Annotated in this window: 18 protein-coding genes; 13 read left to right on the plus strand and 5 right to left on the minus strand. The window is 44.5% G+C overall.

The window, feature by feature from the left end; translation table 11 throughout:
- Positions 1-90 precede the first annotated feature (90 nt).
- The 7 genes from rbfA to AB4154_RS18795 all read left to right on the plus strand — a co-directional run bounded on the left by rbfA (position 91) and on the right by AB4154_RS18795 (position 7,475).
- The gene (gene rbfA / locus AB4154_RS18765) at positions 91-504 is read left to right on the plus strand and encodes a 30S ribosome-binding factor RbfA (RefSeq protein WP_017059232.1); all 414 of its coding nucleotides are present in this window, start codon (positions 91-93) and stop codon (positions 502-504) included.
- Entirely contained in the window at positions 504-1,457 is a 954-nt protein-coding gene (gene truB / locus AB4154_RS18770) for a tRNA pseudouridine(55) synthase TruB (protein ID WP_017059233.1), read from the plus strand. The genes rbfA and truB overlap by 1 nt, the downstream gene beginning before the upstream one ends.
- 213 nt (positions 1,458-1,670) lie before the next feature.
- Positions 1,671-1,940 (plus strand): 30S ribosomal protein S15, encoded by a 270-nt coding sequence (gene rpsO / locus AB4154_RS18775; protein WP_010436144.1) that lies wholly within the window; start codon positions 1,671-1,673, stop codon positions 1,938-1,940.
- A 378-nt stretch (positions 1,941-2,318) separates the two neighbouring features.
- The gene (pnp, locus tag AB4154_RS18780; protein ID WP_017059234.1) at positions 2,319-4,439 is read left to right on the plus strand and encodes a polyribonucleotide nucleotidyltransferase; all 2,121 of its coding nucleotides are present in this window, start codon (positions 2,319-2,321) and stop codon (positions 4,437-4,439) included.
- Positions 4,440-4,563: 124 nt separating this feature from the next.
- Complete coding sequence (nlpI, locus tag AB4154_RS18785; RefSeq protein WP_372123804.1) at positions 4,564-5,487, plus strand: lipoprotein NlpI; 924 nt, start codon at positions 4,564-4,566, stop codon at positions 5,485-5,487.
- A 153-nt stretch (positions 5,488-5,640) separates the two neighbouring features.
- Positions 5,641-6,048 carry a MarR family winged helix-turn-helix transcriptional regulator gene (locus AB4154_RS18790; protein WP_017056675.1) on the plus strand — a complete coding sequence of 136 codons (408 nt, stop codon included), beginning with the start codon at positions 5,641-5,643 and terminating at the stop codon, positions 6,046-6,048.
- Between the two features lie 89 nt (positions 6,049-6,137).
- Complete coding sequence (locus tag AB4154_RS18795) at positions 6,138-7,475, plus strand: MATE family efflux transporter (protein WP_372123806.1); 1,338 nt, start codon at positions 6,138-6,140, stop codon at positions 7,473-7,475.
- A gap of 85 nt (positions 7,476-7,560) precedes the next feature.
- Here AB4154_RS18795 and AB4154_RS18800 read toward each other — a convergent pair whose 3' ends face one another.
- The 3 genes from AB4154_RS18800 to AB4154_RS18815 form a co-directional block, all read right to left on the minus strand.
- A complete protein-coding gene (locus AB4154_RS18800) occupies positions 7,561-8,439 on the minus strand; it encodes a U32 family peptidase (protein WP_017059237.1) in 879 nt (292 codons plus the stop codon).
- An 18-nt stretch (positions 8,440-8,457) separates the two neighbouring features.
- Entirely contained in the window at positions 8,458-9,471 is a 1,014-nt protein-coding gene (locus AB4154_RS18805; protein ID WP_017068227.1) for a peptidase U32 family protein, read from the minus strand.
- 180 nt (positions 9,472-9,651) lie between these two features.
- Positions 9,652-11,691: a bifunctional diguanylate cyclase/phosphodiesterase gene (locus tag AB4154_RS18815; protein WP_017072096.1), complete on the minus strand. Its 2,040-nt coding sequence runs from the start codon at positions 11,689-11,691 to the stop codon at positions 9,652-9,654.
- 258 nt (positions 11,692-11,949) lie between these two features.
- Here AB4154_RS18815 and AB4154_RS18820 point away from each other — a divergent pair, with 258 nt between their 5' ends.
- From AB4154_RS18820 to AB4154_RS18845, 6 genes are all read left to right on the plus strand, one after another.
- Positions 11,950-12,477: an SCP2 domain-containing protein gene (locus AB4154_RS18820; RefSeq protein ID WP_029235120.1), complete on the plus strand. Its 528-nt coding sequence runs from the start codon at positions 11,950-11,952 to the stop codon at positions 12,475-12,477.
- A complete protein-coding gene (locus tag AB4154_RS18825; RefSeq protein ID WP_017063279.1) occupies positions 12,461-12,964 on the plus strand; it encodes a GNAT family N-acetyltransferase in 504 nt (167 codons plus the stop codon). Before AB4154_RS18820 ends, AB4154_RS18825 begins: the two co-directional genes overlap by 17 nt.
- Positions 12,965-13,162: 198 nt before the next feature.
- Entirely contained in the window at positions 13,163-13,561 is a 399-nt protein-coding gene (locus AB4154_RS18830; protein ID WP_017063280.1) for a DNA polymerase III subunit psi, read from the plus strand.
- Positions 13,554-14,009, plus strand: coding sequence for a ribosomal protein S18-alanine N-acetyltransferase (rimI, locus tag AB4154_RS18835; protein WP_017059243.1), 456 nt, complete (start codon positions 13,554-13,556; stop codon positions 14,007-14,009). The genes AB4154_RS18830 and rimI overlap by 8 nt, the downstream gene beginning before the upstream one ends.
- Positions 14,010-14,181: 172 nt before the next feature.
- Entirely contained in the window at positions 14,182-15,762 is a 1,581-nt protein-coding gene (gene prfC / locus AB4154_RS18840; RefSeq protein WP_017063282.1) for a peptide chain release factor 3, read from the plus strand.
- A gap of 106 nt (positions 15,763-15,868) precedes the next feature.
- Positions 15,869-16,699, plus strand: a complete 831-nt coding sequence (locus AB4154_RS18845; RefSeq protein ID WP_136989294.1) for a LysR family transcriptional regulator — start codon at positions 15,869-15,871, stop codon at positions 16,697-16,699.
- Here the strand turns inward: AB4154_RS18845 and AB4154_RS18850 are convergent.
- Entirely contained in the window at positions 16,696-17,409 is a 714-nt protein-coding gene (locus tag AB4154_RS18850) for a hypothetical protein (RefSeq protein ID WP_372123808.1), read from the minus strand. The genes AB4154_RS18845 and AB4154_RS18850 overlap by 4 nt on opposite strands.
- A gap of 97 nt (positions 17,410-17,506) precedes the next feature.
- Positions 17,507-17,904, minus strand: a 398-nt coding sequence (locus AB4154_RS18855; protein WP_372123809.1) for a hypothetical protein, incomplete at its 5' end; no start/stop codon positions are given.

Below are 17,904 nucleotides of genomic sequence, written 5' to 3' on the forward strand. Positions count from 1 at the left end.
CTAGTAAAGGTAATAAGTAATCGGTTGTTGAATACACCATGGGGGGCTGGTAATTACCAAGCCCCCCATCTTTCTAAGTGAGAAAAGAAAATGTCAAAAGAATTTAGCCGCACACAACGTGTGTCTCAGCAGCTTCAAAAAGAGCTTGCTCTTATCCTACAACGTGAAGTTCGTGACTCACGTATTGGTATGGTAACTATCTCAGACGTAGAAGTGTCTCGTGACCTTGCTTACGCAAAAGTGTTCGTGACTTTCCTGTGTGTTGGTGAGCAAACTCCTGAATCATGCCTTAAAGCTCTTAAAGAGCATGAAGTGCCAGTTCGTATGGCTCTTGGTAAGCGTATTCGCCACCGTCTAACGCCTGAAGTTCGTTTTACTTACGACAACACACTAGTAGAAGGCATGCGTATGTCTAACCTAGTAAGTGAAGTTCTGAACGATGATAAGCGTAAGCAAGAAGAAGCTGGCCGCACTGACGAAGCTCAGTCTAAGGGCGAAGAGTAATGGCTCGCCGTCGTAAAGGTCGCCCTATCAACGGGGTAATTCTATTAGATAAGCCGACTGGCATTTCGTCTAATGATGCACTGCAAAAAGTAAAGCGTATTTACTTTGCAGAGAAGGCAGGGCACACCGGTGCTCTGGATCCTCTTGCGACTGGCATGCTGCCAATTTGTCTTGGTGAAGCGACGAAGTTCTCTCAGTTTCTTCTAGATTCTGATAAGCGCTACGTTGTTATCGCTAAGCTTGGTGAGCGTACCAATACCTCTGACTCTGATGGTGAAGTGGTAGAGACACGTGATGTTAACGTGACTCAAGAACAGCTTGAGCGTTGCATTGCGAGCTTCAAGGGTGAAACCGATCAGATACCATCAATGTTTTCGGCATTGAAGTATCAAGGTAAGCCTTTGTACGAATACGCACGTGCAGGTATTGAGGTTCCTCGTGAGTCTCGTAAGATCACTGTGTACTCTATTGAACTGCTTCGCTTTGAAGGTGATGAAGTTGAAATGGAAGTGCATTGTTCGAAAGGCACATACATCCGCACAATTACCGACGATCTTGGTGAGATGCTAGGTTGTGGTGCTCACGTGACCATGCTTCGTCGTACAGGTGTCGCGAAGTACCCATACGAGCGTATGGTGACTTTGGAGCAGTTAAACGAGATCTTAGAGCAAGCACAGGCGCAAGAAATTGCACCGAAAGAGCTGCTTGATCCACTGCTGATGCCAATGGACACTGCCGTTGAAGACTTACCAGAAGTAAACCTGAACGCGGAACTGACTGACCTAGTTCAGCACGGTATGCCAGTTCAGGTTGCTGGTGCGCCAACTGAAGGCACGGTTCGTATGACAAGTGGCGAAGAGAAGCTGTTTGTCGGCGTAGCTCAGATTGCTGAAGATGGCCGAGTTGCACCGAAGCGTTTGGTTGTTTTCAGAGATGAAGAGCCACAAGCGTAGCGCTTACATCGGATCTTAGCGCTGAGTCGTGAAAAGCGAGCAAATAAGATAGAAAGCGAACGCCTAATTTAGGTGGTTCGCTTTTTTCGTTTTTAATGGGTTCGATTGTTATTGCACCAACTGACAAACTTCCCTATAATCCTCGGCTCGCGTAGCGGCTGAATCAGAGATTGGCTGCTACAAATATAAACTTACTCTTATCAGGAGAGAATTATGTCTCTGAATGCAGAAACTAAAGCAGCAATCGTTGCAGAATACGCACAATCTGAAGGCGACACAGGTTCACCAGAAGTACAAGTAGCACTACTTACTGCTTCTATCAACCACCTACAAGGTCACTTCAAAGCGCACAAACACGATCACCACAGCCGTCGTGGTCTACTACGTATGGTTTCTAGCCGTCGTAAGCTTCTTGATTACTTGAAAGGCAAAAACCTTGCTCGTTACCAAGACCTAATCAAGCGTCTAGGCCTACGTCGCTAATAGCGATGTCTGCAAAGACAGTTTGAAGAAAAGGAGCATTTATGCTCCTTTTTTTGTGCCTGTAAGAAAATGCTAGGCTGGATGCTCAGAATATCATCTGGCTTTTTCTGATAGGAAATATATCTCCTAATAAAAATAGTTTATACTACGCCCGCCTATAGCGTTTTCAGCGTTTGGCAATCAACCTCTCAAGAGATTACAGTCACAGATGTCGGCCAATAGGTCGCGACTATTCAAAGGCGGATTTGGTCTTAATTCGGCGTATGAACACATACAAAGAGTCACCATCCTAAGTCCCTTTTCACTAGTCGCGATTGGTAATGTCTTGAGTCATTATTCACTTAATCTAAAGTCTGACTTTAGAGCTAAGGATATACAATGTTTGAAAAACCAGTTGTAAAATCGTTCCAGTACGGTAACCACACCGTTACTCTAGAAACGGGCGTAATTGCACGTCAAGCTACTGCTGCTGTAATGGCGACTATGGACGATACTTCAGTATTCGTTTCTGTTGTTGCTAAGAAAGAAGCAGTTGCAGGTCAAGACTTCTTCCCACTAACAGTAAACTACCAAGAGCGTACATACGCTGCGGGTAAAATCCCTGGTGGTTTCTTCAAGCGTGAAGGTCGTCCATCTGAAGGCGAAACACTAACAGCTCGTCTGATTGACCGTCCAATTCGTCCACTTTTCCCAAGTGCGTTTAAAAACGAAGTTCAAGTTATCGCTACGGTTGTTTCTATCAACCCTGACGTAAACCCAGACATGATCACTATGATCGCAACATCTGCTGCGCTTGCTATCTCTGGTGCTCCATTCAATGGTCCTATCGGTGCTGCACGTGTTGGTCACATCGACGGCGAACTTGTTCTTAACCCATCAAATACTGAGCTTGAAAACTCTAAACTAGACCTAGTTGTGTCTGGTACAGAAGGCGCAGTACTTATGGTTGAATCTGAAGCAGATAACCTATCTGAAGAAGAAATGCTTTCAGCTGTTGTTTACGGTCACGACCAACAACAAGTTGTAATCAAAGCAATCAACGAGTTTGCTGCTGAAGTTGCAACTCCATCTTGGAACTGGGAAGCACCAGCAGTTAACACTGAGCTTAAAGCTCAAGTTGCTGAACTTGCTGAAACTCGTCTATCTGACGCGTACCAGATCACTGAGAAAATGGCTCGTTACGAGCAAGTTGGCGTAATCAAGAACGACGTTGTTGAAGCTCTAATTGCACAAGACGAAAACCTAGATGAGCGCGAAATCCGCGGCATGCTTGGTTCTCTAGAGAAAAACGTAGTACGTAGCCGCATCATCGCTGGCAACCCACGTATCGATGGCCGTGAAAAAGACATGGTTCGTGCGCTAGACGTACGTACTGGTGTTCTTCCACGTACACACGGTTCTTCTCTATTCACTCGTGGTGAAACTCAAGCACTTGTTACTGCAACGCTTGGCACACAACGTGATGCTCAAATCATCGACAGCCTGATGGGTGAGAAGAAAGACAACTTCCTTCTACACTACAACTTCCCTCCATACTGTGTAGGTGAAACTGGTTTCGTTGGTTCTCCTAAGCGTCGTGAAATTGGTCACGGTAAGCTTGCTAAACGTGGTATCCAAGCAGTAATGCCTTCTGTTGAAGAATTCCCATACACAGTTCGTGTTGTATCGGAAATCACAGAATCTAACGGTTCTTCTTCAATGGCTTCTGTATGTGGTACATCTCTAGCTCTTATGGATGCTGGTGTTCCAATCAAAGCTTCTGTTGCGGGTATCGCAATGGGTCTTGTTAAAGAAGGCGACGATTTCGTTGTTCTTTCTGACATCCTTGGCGACGAAGATCACCTAGGTGACATGGACTTTAAAGTAGCAGGTACTAACGCTGGTATCACTGCACTTCAAATGGACATCAAGATCGAAGGTATCACTAAAGAGATCATGCAAATTGCACTTAACCAAGCGCAAGGTGCACGTAAGCACATCCTTTCTGTAATGGATGAAGCTATCTCTGGTGCTCGTGAAGATATCTCTGAATTCGCTCCACGTATCCACACAATGAAAATCAGCTCTGATAAGATCAAAGATGTTATCGGTAAAGGCGGCGCAGTTATCCGTGCTCTTTGTGAAGAAACTGGTACTACAATCGAAATCGAAGACGATGGCACAATCAAGATTGCTGCAACTGAAGGCGCAGCTGCTAAAGAAGCTATCCGTCGTATCGAAGAGATCACAGCTGAAGTTGAAGTTGGCCGCATTTACCAAGGTAAAGTTGCTCGTCTAGCTGACTTCGGTGCATTCGTTACTATCCTTCCAGGTAAAGATGGTCTAGTACACATCTCTCAAATCGCTGACAAGCGCGTTGAGAAAGTGTCTGACTACCTAACTGAAGGTCAAGAAGTTCCTGTTAAGGTTCTTGAAATTGACCGTCAAGGCCGTGTACGTCTAAGCATGAAAGAAGCAGTTGAAACGCCAGCTGAAGGCGAAGCACCTGCTGCTGAGTAATTCTCAGTGTGTCGATGGTGATATCGCTTTTTAGTGATTTCTAACCTATCGTCAACAAAGCATGTTATAAAGGGGAGCATATCGCTCCCCTTTTTTATTGCGGTCATAACAGGAGTAATTATTTGTGAAATGGTTTCAAACCGCGAGTATGTGTTTACTGCTTGTACTAACAGGTTGTGCGACAACATCAGATAACACCTCAAGTTGGGTTTATCCACCGATGGCTGTGCCACTGCAACCAAGCGTTCAGCAAGAAGTTCAAATTGCACGTCTTAGTCAGTTATTACAGCGCCCAGATTTGAACGATGAAGTTCGAGCTAAGATGCTGTTTGAACGTGGTAACTACTACGACAATGTTGGCCTGCGTGATCTCGCGCGTCTCGACTTCAACCAATCTCTTTCATTGAACCCTGCTCAACCTGATATCTTCAATCTTTTGGGTGTTTACTTTACGCAGGTAGGGGAGTTTGATGCGGCTTATGAATCTTTTGATTCTACGTTAGAGCTTGATCCTGCAAACTCTTACGCAGAAAGGAACCGCTCTATCGCGCTTTACTATGGCGAGCGTTACGACTTAGCCAATGAAGAGATGATGAAGCACTATGCCGACGATCCTAGCGATCCGTTTCGCGCTCTGTGGTTGTACATCATTCAGCATGAGCTGACGCCAGAGCAGGCTAAGCTTGATTTGCAAAAACGTTACGAGAGCCGTGATGAGCAGTGGGGTTGGGTATTAGTCGCGATTATGCTTGATGACATTACTGAAGAGCAGGCTTTCAAGGCGATCTTAACCGGTACTCGTGACAACACGTTACTTGCGCAGCGTCTAACAGAGACGTACTTCTACCTTGCTAAGCGTTACCATATGAATGGTGATTACGCGAATGCTATCTCTTTGTACAAGTTAGCGGTTTCTTTTAACGTGTATGAATACGTAGAACATCGTTACTCTTTCTTAGAGTTAAGCCGTATCTTCACCACACTTAAAGCTGAGCACTTAGCGCAAGTTAAGCTGGCTGAGGCCGAAGAAGAAGCCAACGCTAAGTAAGCAACACATTTTGATTCCGAAAAGCCGCTGTCTGTCAGCGGTTTTTTTATGCTCCTTTTTTATGATCTTCATCTCGTTTTGATTGCTTTTTATTTAAACAACACTAAAATAGTTAGTCTTGCTAACTAAATGCCATTCTTTGATTAGGTGAGTATGCTGAACCAGAATTTAGAAAAGATTGAGCGCTTCGCCTCTAAGATATGGCGCACTCAGGTAAATGAAGATCCTATTTGCCAATTGAGCTTCAATGAATATGACTATTTGAAGGTCATTCAAGCCTCTCCTGAACCGATTCGATTGACAGATCTGGCGATTGAAATGCAAGTAACCAAGCCTTCAGCAACTACTATGGTTCAAAGGTTAGAGAGAAAAGGTCTCGTTGAGCGTAAAGCTTCGCTCGAAGATGCGAGGTCTAAGTTGGTCGTACTGACCAGCAAAGCGGAAGTCGGCTTGGAAGAAGAAAGTAAGATCTATCAGGTCATGGCACAGATACTGGAAAGCCGTTTGTCTGAGCAAGAATCTCAGCAGTTAAACCTATTATTAAATAAAGCTTTAAAGTAAATAATTTAGATATTTAGTTAGCCTTGTTAACTAATTTTTCGAGTCATATCTTGTTGATATGCGACTCACAAATGAAAGTAGAGTAAGAAATGAGTAACTCAATTAGTCGTCAATTTTGGCGATACACAATCCCTACCGTGGCGGCCATGTTGGTTAATGGCCTGTACCAAGTGGTGGATGGCATCTTCATTGGCCGCTATGTGGGGGCTGATGGACTTGCAGGTATCAATGTTGCGTGGCCTGTGATTGGTTCGATTCTTGGTATTGGTATGTTGGTGGGTGTGGGCACAGGTGCGCTTGTCTCGATTCGCCAAGGTGAAAAAGATACTCAAGGCGCTAAGCAGATCTTAGCAACGGGCTTAACCTTGTTGTTAGCGATAACGCCTATTGTCTCTGCATTGCTGTTCTTGTTTGCTGATAACTTCTTGCTTTGGCAGGGCGCTGAAGGGCGAGTGTATGAACTTGGTCTGCAGTACTTACACATTCTGATTGGTGCTAGTGTCTTCACGCTAGGTTCGATCGCGATGCCGTTTCTACTGCGTAACGATGACAGTCCGAACTTAGCGACGATACTGATGATCGTTGGTGCGGTGATTAATATCGTGCTCGATTACCTGTTTATCGCTCTCTATGGCTGGGAGTTGATGGGTGCAGCATTAGCAACAGCGATTGCCCAGTTTGTAGTAACGGCTCTCGGCTTGGCTTACTTCTTCTCGCGTCGAGCAAACCTACGTTTACGTTGGAATGAGTTGAGATTGAAGCTGGATGTGATTCCACAAATCTTCGCCATTGGTACATCAAGCTTCTTTATGTACGCTTATGGTTCGATGATGGTGGCGTTGCACAATGCGTTGTTCTCTCAATATGGCGACCAGTTGATGATCGGTGCTTACGCGATTTTGGGCTACATCGTGACGGTTTATTATCTCATGGCTGAAGGTATCGCCAACGGCATGCAACCATTGGTGAGCTACAACCATGGTGCGCGTAACCAAGCAAACATCCGCAAGCTACTTAAGATTGCGATGATGAGTTCGGTATTGATTGGTGTGGCGTTCGTGCTGCTTCTCAATGCGTTCCCACGTGAGTTTGTATCAGTATTTAACTCAGACGAACCTCAGTTGGTTGAGTACACCGTGTTGGGTATTCGCCTTCACATGTTTGCACTGGCGCTGGATGGCTTCTTGGTAGTCGCAGCTGCTTACTATCAAGCGGTGAACAAGGGCAGCAAGGCGATGTTTGTGACTATAGGTAATATGCTTATCCAACTACCGTTCTTGTACATTATGCCTAAGTTGTATGGTGTGCCGGGGATCTGGATTGCGTACCCACTGTCTAACATCGCGCTAAGTGTGGTGGTGATGGTGATGCTCTACAAAGATATAAAGAAGCTCGATGCCTCATCGATGGAAACCGCGGCGGCATAGGTCGCGTTTCTTAAGTCGAATAAAATAGGTCTAGCGAATGCTAGACCTTTTTTGTATTTGTTACTGGTTAGTCCAATGCGAGGAACTAGATGTTCTTAACGTCTAAACCTGCAAGCTGATGCCAATACCCATTACATTGGCGGCTTTCAATTTTCATCGGTTTTTGACCTTGCTCGTTTGCTCTGAAGTTGTTGATTTCAGAGAAGGTATCGATACCGAGAGGGCTTAAACGAACCACATCAACCAAGTCGTGCATATTTGGCAAATCGTTGACTAGGTTGTAGCAGTAGCCTGATTGCGTCTGAATACCGTTAAGGTTGAAGACTGATTGGCCTTCTTGGCTTTCTACTTGTAGCCCTGTTGGGTACTTGATACAGCAGGTTTCGCAATCGTCTTTAGCTTTGTTTTCAGCGCGAGCGGTAAAGCAGCGTGCTGAGTAAGCAAGCGGTAGGTAGCCGTGGCTAAACACTTCAACTTCGAACTTGTTACGAATATTTAGCTCTTCGCACTGGGTCATTACGTTGCTTAGCCATTCGCGAGAAAGCTCAACCGGCATACACCAACGCGTCATACCTTGTTTCAAGAACAGGTTCAGGGTGCGTGCGTTGTAGGTGTTTACTGCCGGGCCAACCACGAAAGGTACTTTGCTTTCGCTGGCCAGTTGAATAGCAGACACATCATTGGCTTCGATCGCAAAGTCACCGTTATCGATGTACTTCTTCATGATGTTGACTTCGCTTGGTGCTTCTAGCAATGCCATGGTGGAAAGTACGACTTGCTTACCTGAAGCCGACAGCTCTTTAGCAATGTCCATCCAGTGTTTCGCTTTCATCTCACGACGCTTTGAACACACCGCTTCACCTAGGTAGATGATATCGGCTGAGCTTGATTTCGCTTGCTCATAGAAGCTTTCAACGTCTTGTTTTGGCCAAAAATAAAGTAGAGGGCCTAATGCGTATTTCATTGAGTTCTCCATTTGGCTCTATTGCCATTTACGGTGATAAGCGCCAAGCGTGGTTTGTGTACCTTCAGATACATTCGCCAGTGTCGCATTCCAAGCTTGTTCCACTTGGTATTGTTCTGGGTTCGCTAAGTAGCGATCGATAGCTGCGCGCCAAGTGCGAGTGACTTGTTCAACATAAGCCGGGCTGCGTTGGCGACCTTCAATCTTCACTGAGGCAACGTTTGCCGCGAAAAGCTCAGGCAACATGGATAGCGTGTTGAGGCTGGTGGGCTCTTCAAGTGCGTGATAGCGCTTACGTTCACCATCGATCTCGGCTTCAAAGCGGCCTTTACACAGCGTTGGGTAACCTGCGTTCTCACCTGCTTCATACTTATCGATAAGGATTTCGTTCAAGCGAGACTCGAGGCCAGTTTCTGTTTCTTGCCAGCGAACGTATTTTGCGGGAGAACAAGCACCAACGGTATTTGGTGATTCGCCTGTCATGTATGAAGAGAGGTAGCAACGGCCTTCTGCCATGATGCACAAGCTACCAAAAGCGAATACTTCAAGGTCAACGTCAGAAGTGATGTTACGAGAAAGCTGTTTGACCTGATGAATCGACAACACACGCGGTAGTACGACACGCTTAACGTTGAAGTTTTTATGGTAGAAGTCGATAGCCGCCGCATTGGTCGCAGATGCTTGCACTGATAGGTGCAGTTCTAGATCTGGATACTTATTTGCTGCGTACTCAAGCACCGCGATGTCTGCGATGATCAGCGCATCAACACCCAGAGCAGCGGCGTTGTCTACGGCATTAGTCCAACGGTCGAAGCCATTTGGGTGAGCAAACGTATTTAGGGCAACATGAATTTTCTTGTTGTGGTCATGCACATACTGCACAGCACGATCGAGCTTTTTACCCGCAAAGTTTAGGCCTGCAAAGTGTCGGGCATTGGTATCGTCTTTGAATCCGATATAGACAGCATCCGCACCACAATCAATAGCGGTTTTCAAAGCAGGTAAGTTACCCGCTGGGCATAAGAGTTCCATTTGCTCACTACCAGTAGAATTAAGTTGAAGCGAGCATTTTATGAAGAATTGTGAATGACGGAATTGATGTAAGGCAGGTTTAGATGGATAAATCTGCTTTTACTCCGTTTGAGGTACTGACGAGTGGTAGTTTTGTGTGTTGCTTTGGTTTTGAATGAGGTGCGTATTGGAATCGTCTAATCAGTTCTTATGACGGCGGTTTTGAGCAAACAACTCTTCGACATCTTGTTTTGGTTGCGGACGATAGAAGTGGAAGCCTTGAATCGAACTACAGTTGAGGTTAGACAGCAGAGTCGCTTGCTCACTGGTTTCGACACCTTCTGCAACCACGGTCAAATCGAGAGATTTACCTAGGTTGATGATGTTTTCAATTACGGTAATTTGCTTTGGTAGGGTATCGATATCAGAGATGAAAGCACGGTCTATTTTAAGCTCATCAATTGGGAAGCGAGCAAGGTAAGACAGTGAAGAGTAACCTGTACCGAAATCATCAATTGAGAGAGCAAAGCCAAGTTTCTTGATGGCGTTAAGCATTTGAAGTGTGTGTTCACTATCACTCATTACCGCGCTTTCCGTTAGCTCAAACGTAATCGCACTTGGATCAAGCTCGGTCGAACGCAGCAATTTTTCCATATAATCAATCAGCTTTGGGTTACCAAACTGTTCTGGAGATAGGTTGATCGCGACACGACCTGGAAGGATACCTTGCATCTTCCAGCGCTTAACCGTAGCAAACACTTCACGCATTACCACTCGGCCAAGTTGTTCAATAAGCCCTGCTCGTTCCGCCACAGGAATGAACGCGGCCGGACTGATATAACCTTCGACAGGATGCTTCCAACGTACCAGAGCTTCAGCGCCGTTGATGGTGAAATCACGGGCATTCACTTTCGGTTGATACCAAACCTCAAGTCCATTTTGTTGCAGTGCTTTTTGGAGCTCTATCTCAAGCCACAGTCGCATGCGCGCTTCTTTGTTCATCTGTTCGTTGAACTTGATCAGGCGGTTGCGACCACGATCTTTGGCTTCATACATTGCTGTGTCTGCATTTTGCAGCAAGATACGAGCATCAGTCCCATCTTGAGGAAAGCTCACGCTACCAATTGAGCAGGCTAAGCGTTTGCTAAAGTGGTGAAGATCGAAGGGTTGATTGATCAGAGATATGATCTTTTCAGCGAGCATTTCAGGTGTTCGCTGATGTTCAGGTTCTGGCAGGATAATACCAAACTCATCCCCGCCTAAATGTCCAATCACGGCCTTACGAGGCAGTAAGCGTTTAAGACGCGAAGCGACCTCTTTAATCACCTTGTCACCGATGTGATGACCAAGTGAGTCATTGATATTCTTAAAGTTATCAATGTCTAAGTAGAGCATCACCACCGGCGTATCATTGTGAATGAACTGCTCAAGACGCTTAGTAAACCCAACTCGGTTGTAGAGCTTGGTCAGTGCATCTATGTAGGCATCTTCACTGTTTGCTGGTGTGTATTGTTTTGCGGTTTCTTGTGCGTCTTGAATAAGCACCAGCTGAGTGTTGCTTCCAAGAACGGTGGTGGAGTCGATGTTGAGCTGAACTTTACGTTCAAAGCCGCATCGCGCACCCGTTAAGCAAACCAAACCAGACTCAGAAATAATAGAGCTGAGGTTATTATTGAAGACTGTTTTGGTTTGTTCATCGATAAATAGGCGTCCCAGCTGTTCGCCAATTAACTCTGTGGTTGAGTTAAAGCCAAGCAGGCGCGCTGCCGCTGGGTTGGATGACAAGATATAGTCACTTTCAACGAGCAGTAATCCGTCAGGGAGTAGTTGAGATAGTTTGTGGAATTTGGCTTCGGATTCTTCTAAAGAACGGACAAGTACTTGGTTTTCTGATGTGTCGAAGGCGTGAAAGACGATGTAGTCGGTTTTGTTGCCATTGGTAAGCGGAGATAGGCTGAAATGAAGGCTGGTATCGAGGTCTGTTTCGTTGAGGGTGACTTCGGCCTCAATCGTTTCGCCACTGAATGCACGCTCATAGTAAGGCTTGAGATGTTGGTAGAACTGTTCGCCCAATGTTTGGCGATCATTCATGCCTGCAAGCTCTGGTTGACTCAAACCAGCAATATCGCAGTAACGCTCATTCACCATAAAATAGTTATGTTGAGCATCAAGTACTGCAAAAAAGAACGGACTATTTGCAGTTAGCTGGGTAAACCAATGTTGTAGTTGTTGGGGAGGCATCAAAGTACTACCAATTCTCCAAGAGCTTGAATATTCACTATCGATAAATATTTATTACTTTTTGTGTGGCTATCGATATTTACCTGTGAGTGCAGCGATCCGCTGTAATTCTCATTACCTGAGTTACTATAACTGTGATTTTCAGGATATTAAAGGTCGAGTATCAAACAGAAGTTAATTTGATACATAACAGTAACTGAGATCTCAACATCATCTATGATGCATTCCATATTATTGACAAAGTTACGGATAAGTCACGTGATAAACAAGATTCGCACTCAACTAGTTCAAAATGCCGCATCAATTTTGCGATCTCCAGTCCAGTTATTGCCTAAAACAGTACAAAAAAGAGCCTTATTGGAGGCGCTTAAGAATGTATTCAAGGAAGCTTTAGAGGACGGTGACTTTGAGTTTTTAGAAGACAAATGGCTGAAAGTCTCAATAAAAGACATGGGGTTAAGTTGGTGTATTAGCTACAAAAATGAGCAACTGGTTGTAGCTGATAAAGAGGTGGTTGAAGATGTAAGCTTTAGCGGCAATCTTAACGATCTTGTGTTGATTGCGGGGCGTAAAGAAGACCCAGATACGCTTTTCTTCCAACGTAGACTGTCTATTGAAGGCGATACCGAGCTCGGTTTAGAAGTTAAAAACTTGATGGATAGCGTAGATTTGGACTTATTGCCGACTCCTATGAAAACTTTGTTAAATCAATTAGCTGATTTTGTGCAGAAGGGAGTACAATCCCCAGATACACAAAGTGAGGTAATGAATGCTTATTCGAACTGAAGCACCGGCAGATATACTTGTCATTGATCGTTTATTGAAATCTGTTTTTGAAACAGATGCAGAAGCTAACTTGGTTATGAGCTTGCGTGAGAATAGCCATTTAACGCTATCGCTGGTGGCTTGTTCTGATGAAGGCGAGGTGGTTGGTCACCTGATGTTTAGCCCTATCACTCTTGATGGCGACGATCATAACTGGCAAGGGCTTGCGCCTCTCGCTGTGAAAGAAGAGTTCCGCAACCAAGGCATTGCCAAATCTCTAGTTGAAGATGCGTTTTCCACTTTGGTTGATTTTGGTTACCCAGCTTGCGTTGTGTTGGGTGACCCTGCTTATTACAGCCGCTTTGGTTTCAAGGCTGCGAGCGAGTTTGGCCTGAGTTGTGTTTGGGATGTGCCTGAAGGTGCTTTCCAAGCGATTGAATTGGTAAACGGTGCGTTTGCTGGACATGCTGGTGAGATTGCTTACAGCCCCGAGTTCAACGACTTATAAGCTGATTTATCACGCAACAAGATACAAACTGATTTAGTCTAAATAAAGGAGCTTGATGCTCCTTTATTTTTTGTTAGTATCAGCCCTGCTCTAATAAGCGCTCTTTCAATAGAGGCAGCTTTCACAAAACTAGTTCTAACAAACTTCTGGTTTCAATAAACTTTGGCTCCAATAAACTTAAGGTTACTACCGCTAGATATGTCACAAACACACGCGCAATACCTACATGAGATGGGCATTAGCCAATGGGAACTAAGTCACCCAGAGCGTTTAGCAGGTTATGAATCTGAATTGACTCCGCTCTCGAGCGATTGCAAGTTACTGTTGGTTTCGCCTGAAAAACCTCAGGAAGATCTCGCCGTGATGTTTGAGCGAGTACTCAAAAGTATCAAGCTCGACTTATCTCAGGCTTTACACCTTCAACCGCAACACTTGTCTACTGTGGATTTAGGTTCGGTTGAGTGGATATGGTTTGCGGGTTGTGAGTCGGCTCAAGAGCTGAAGGCTAAAACACTTCAATCGCCATTACTGTCTGACATTAACGGTAACAACCAACACCGCCGCGACTTATGGCAACAAATTTGTGCTTATGACTAATCAATTTTTACCGACTTCACAACAACACCTAGACGCCATTTGGAAGATAGAGCAGGCCGCGCATTCTCACCCTTGGTCTGAAAATATGATCCGAGATCTTGATAGCCGAGGCGCTTGTCATCATGTCCTTGAAGTTGATGGACAAGTGGTGGGCTATTTCTTCGCTCAAAATATTGTTGGTGAAGTGACGCTGCTTAATATTGCGGTAGACCCAAGCAAGCAAGGCAAAGGTTATGGTAAGGCACTAACTGAACATTTCCTTGATATATGTGAACAAGCTGATGCTGAAAGCGCTTGGCTGGAAGTTCGCGAAAGTAATGTGAACGCGTTTAATCTTTACGAAAAGGCAGGCTTCAACGAAGTTGATCGCCGTCGTAATTACTATCCAACTAAACAAGGCAACGAAGATGCCATCATTATGAGCTATCTTTTTATGTCTTTTAGCTAGTCATGTTACGTCTTTTCGCTAACTAGATAGCTAATCACAAAATTAGCCAAAAAATAGGGTGTAAACTGACCCTTTAGAAAGTGATACGCTTTCTGTATAATCCGCACACAGAATTCAAGGGCAAGTATTATCTACTTGCCCTTTTTACGCTTTAGATCAGCAAAGGGCGACTATGTCTTTCCAACAAGAAGTGAGCAAACGTAGAACGTTTGCGATTATCTCTCACCCGGATGCGGGTAAAACCACGATTACTGAAAAAGTTCTTTTATTCGGAAACGCGATTCAAAAAGCGGGTACCGTAAAAGGCCGTGGCTCTAACCAGCACGCTAAATCTGACTGGATGGAGATGGAAAAAGAACGTGGTATCTCGGTAACTACGTCGGTAATGCAATTCCCATACAATGATTGCCTAGTAAACCTACTAGATACTCCAGGACACGAAGATTTCTCGGAAGATACGTACCGTACGCTAACAGCGGTTGATTCATGTTTGATGGTTATCGATGCTGCGAAAGGTGTCGAGGATCGTACTCGTAAACTAATGGAAGTAACGCGTCTGCGTGATACTCCAATCGTAACGTTTATGAACAAACTTGACCGTGATGTTCGTGACCCGATGGAAGTGCTTGATGAAGTGGAAAGCGAGCTAGGTATGGCCTGTGCTCCAATCTCATGGCCAATCGGTTGTGGTAAAGAGTTTAAAGGTGTTTACCATATTCACCGTGACGAAACGATCTTGTACGAATCTGGCCACGGTCATGAGATTCAAGAAGTTCGCATCATTAAAGGTTTGGACAACCCTGAGCTAGATGAAGCGGTAGGTGCTGATCTTGCGGAAAGCGTACGTGAAGAACTAGAGCTTGTTATTGGTGCTTGTCCGGAGTTTGATCACGAACTGTTCCTTGCTGGTGAGCTAACGCCGGTTTACTTCGGTACTGCATTGGGTAACTTTGGTGTTGACCACATGCTTGATGGTCTAACGAAATGGGCTCCAGCACCTCAAACGCGTCAAGCGAACGAGCGTGATGTTGAAGCGACAGAAGAGAAGTTCTCTGGTTTCGTGTTTAAGATCCAAGCAAACATGGATCCAAAACACCGTGACCGTATCGCATTCATGCGTATCGTATCAGGTACTTACGACCAAGGCATGAAGATGAACCATGTTCGTACTGGTAAGAACGTAAGTATTTCGGATGCGGTAACCTTCATGGCGGGCGACCGTGCGCGTGCTGAAAAAGCATACGCTGGTGACATTATTGGTCTGCATAACCATGGCACAATCCAGATTGGCGATACCTTTACTCAAGGTGAGAGCCTTAAGTTCGCTGGTATTCCTAACTTCGCACCTGAGCTATTCCGTCGTATTCGCCTACGCGATCCACTTAAGCAGAAGCAACTTCTAAAAGGCTTAGTTCAGCTTTCTGAAGAGGGCGCAGTACAAGTATTCCGTCCTATGCAGAACAACGATCTGATCGTTGGTGCGGTTGGTGTACTTCAGTTCGACGTGGTTGTAGCGCGCTTGAAAGCGGAATACAACGTAGAAGCTATCTACGAAGGTGTTAACGTTGCAACAGCTCGCTGGGTTGAGTGTGACGACGCTAAGAAACTGGAAGAGTTCAAACGTAAGAACCAATCTAACCTAGCGCTAGATGGCGGTGACAACCTGTCTTACATCGCACCAACTATGGTGAACTTGAACCTAGCTTCTGAACGTTTCCCTGAAGTTCAATTCCGAGCGACGCGCGAGCACTAATAGCGACAGTTCTACATAACATTGTTGGATAATATTAAAGCCGAATTGCTTCTAGCATTCGGCTTTTTTGTTACACTAAGAGTACACCGTTTTGATGGAGTAAAGCGTGTTTGATCTCAATTTAGTAAAGCCATTCCTCTCTGTATATCAACAAAGATCGATAACCAAAGCGGCTGAATCGTTAGAGCTAACTCAACCTGCGGTTAGTGCTGCAATCAAGAGGTTTGAAGCGGTGGTAGGCTATGCGTTGTTCGTAAGAGTAGGGCGTTCAATAGAACCAACGTCAATGTCTCACAAACTGGCTGGTCAATTATCTGATGCTTTAGAGTTGATGGAAGGTGCAGTATCAAGAAAGCGTGATTTTACGGTTTATATGCCTGCGAATCTGCTCCACAAAATGCCCATGCTCAATGGTGTTCAGTTAGTTGAATCCCCAATTTCTGTAGAGAATGTTGTCGAGGATATCCGACTCAATCGAGTAGATTTAGTGGTCGATACTGGTTTACCTAAACAGTCAAGTTTAGCGTCTGAATTTGCAACTACTGATAGATTGCTTCTTATGAGTGATCCTGAAAACAGTCAATTTGGTGAGAAGATTTCGATGGATGAGTTTCTTGAAGCACGGCATGTAACCTTGAAGTTACTTCGCCAAGATACTCAAATAGTCGACTTTCTTTCCGAAAAGAGCTTTACTCGTGATGTTGCTATCGAAGTAAGAAACATCACTAACTTGATATTGGCGGTAAAAGGGACTGACTATATTGCAGCTGTTCCGGTTAGCATGATCCATTTAGCAAAAATCATTGGCTTACAAATTCATGAGCCTCCATTCTCAATGCGTCCCGTGGAGTTTGAGTTTTTCTATCACAAGAAGTATCAAACTAATGGGCAACATCAAGAGTTACGAGATGAGCTTAAACAGTTATTAAATAGCTAGAAATCGAAGGCTAAACCGAATTCCACATAGTTTTTGGTTTCAGGGTATATGGTATAGGTAACGGACGGTTTTACGTACTTCAAGTTAAAGAATACAGCTACTTCGTGATAATGAATGTTGGTCCTAGTTTCATTTCTGATATGTCTAGATCTCGTAGTAGTCTCATCTTTAATATAAAAGTCTTGGGTATCTTTTTTGAATCCGATTTCTTGGTTGAATTTGTAAAGAAAGTCAGCATATTGAATCGGGCTCCACAGAGCGCCTGCACTATAATCGAATGTGTCAGAGGCTCTATATTCCATGCATAAGTTTGGAAGACAAGCATCGAAATCTCTGTCCATATAGTTGTAGTTGATATCGCCAAGCAGTGTCCAATTTTCATGAATCAACTTAGCAACAAAAATGCCTGTTGTGATCTCATGTTCGCTGACTTTTACGGTGTTTTCAGTGTAGTACGTGTCCCCTTGCCAGAATGAATATCCCAACCCTGCTTGCCAATAGTCTTGAGTATCAACCTCTCCAAAAACACGCAATTTATCATTGATTTGATAGTTGATATCAAGAGTGGCAACCGTTTTTTCGTTGTCTGGGTTTTGAGATAAGCTGACGGAAAAAATATCCGTAAAACGCTCAATAGATTCAACCAGAGTGTCATTTGCTGATGAATGAAAAGGGAAGGTGGAAGCAAGTATTAATAGAAGGCGTTTCATATTCAAATTCCGAATCGCTTTCCTTAGCTAGTGAGTAAAAACACCCGATAATAGCGTTCACTATTATCGGGTGAGCGGGTTCAACTCAGGTTGAATTTTAGCCGCGTAAACGTTGTTGAATAGCGGATTTAGCTTTCTGTAGTTTAGTTGGGTCGATAGATTGCACTCTGTCTTTTACGTTGTTTTTAACCGCTGGAGGAAGTGTTACATCACCTCGGTCATTTACAACAATACCGTTCCCAAAAGTGACTGTACCATTGACTTCATCTATGTTGCCTTCACCCACAATGTTTCCGTGACGATCTTTGATGTGAACAACACCACGGTCATCAGCTTCTGCTGTATAGTCAGTCGTTTGGGATTTGCCATTTACCGTGATTTCAACATAGCCATCGTTAATATCAACTGACACAGTGTGATGACCGTGACCTGGAGGTGTTGGTTCTAAAGGGAGTTCATCTGTTGGTGGTGTAATTGGACGGTCACCAGAAACTA

It is taken from the genome of Vibrio sp. 10N.286.51.B11 (assembly GCF_041469245.1).
Classification (GTDB): Bacteria; Pseudomonadota; Gammaproteobacteria; order Enterobacterales; family Vibrionaceae; genus Vibrio; species Vibrio crassostreae_C.

Excerpts from the sequence above, each read along its gene's own strand:
- rbfA (WP_017059232.1), top strand. The coding sequence starts at position 91 with ATGTCAAAAGAATTTAGCCGCACACAACGTGTGTCTCAGCAGCTTCAA.
- truB (WP_017059233.1), top strand. The coding sequence starts at position 504 with ATGGCTCGCCGTCGTAAAGGTCGCCCTATCAACGGGGTAATTCTATTA.
- rpsO (WP_010436144.1), top strand. The coding sequence starts at position 1,671 with ATGTCTCTGAATGCAGAAACTAAAGCAGCAATCGTTGCAGAATACGCA.
- pnp (WP_017059234.1), top strand. The coding sequence starts at position 2,319 with ATGTTTGAAAAACCAGTTGTAAAATCGTTCCAGTACGGTAACCACACC.
- AB4154_RS18790 (WP_017056675.1), top strand. The coding sequence starts at position 5,641 with ATGCTGAACCAGAATTTAGAAAAGATTGAGCGCTTCGCCTCTAAGATA.
- AB4154_RS18795 (WP_372123806.1), top strand. The coding sequence starts at position 6,138 with ATGAGTAACTCAATTAGTCGTCAATTTTGGCGATACACAATCCCTACC.
- AB4154_RS18800 (WP_017059237.1), bottom strand. The coding sequence starts at position 8,439 with ATGAAATACGCATTAGGCCCTCTACTTTATTTTTGGCCAAAACAAGAC.
- AB4154_RS18805 (WP_017068227.1), bottom strand. The coding sequence starts at position 9,471 with ATGGAACTCTTATGCCCAGCGGGTAACTTACCTGCTTTGAAAACCGCT.
- AB4154_RS18815 (WP_017072096.1), bottom strand. The coding sequence starts at position 11,691 with ATGCCTCCCCAACAACTACAACATTGGTTTACCCAGCTAACTGCAAAT.
- AB4154_RS18825 (WP_017063279.1), top strand. The coding sequence starts at position 12,461 with ATGCTTATTCGAACTGAAGCACCGGCAGATATACTTGTCATTGATCGT.
- AB4154_RS18830 (WP_017063280.1), top strand. The coding sequence starts at position 13,163 with ATGTCACAAACACACGCGCAATACCTACATGAGATGGGCATTAGCCAA.
- rimI (WP_017059243.1), top strand. The coding sequence starts at position 13,554 with ATGACTAATCAATTTTTACCGACTTCACAACAACACCTAGACGCCATT.
- prfC (WP_017063282.1), top strand. The coding sequence starts at position 14,182 with ATGTCTTTCCAACAAGAAGTGAGCAAACGTAGAACGTTTGCGATTATC.
- AB4154_RS18850 (WP_372123808.1), bottom strand. The coding sequence starts at position 17,409 with ATGAAACGCCTTCTATTAATACTTGCTTCCACCTTCCCTTTTCATTCA.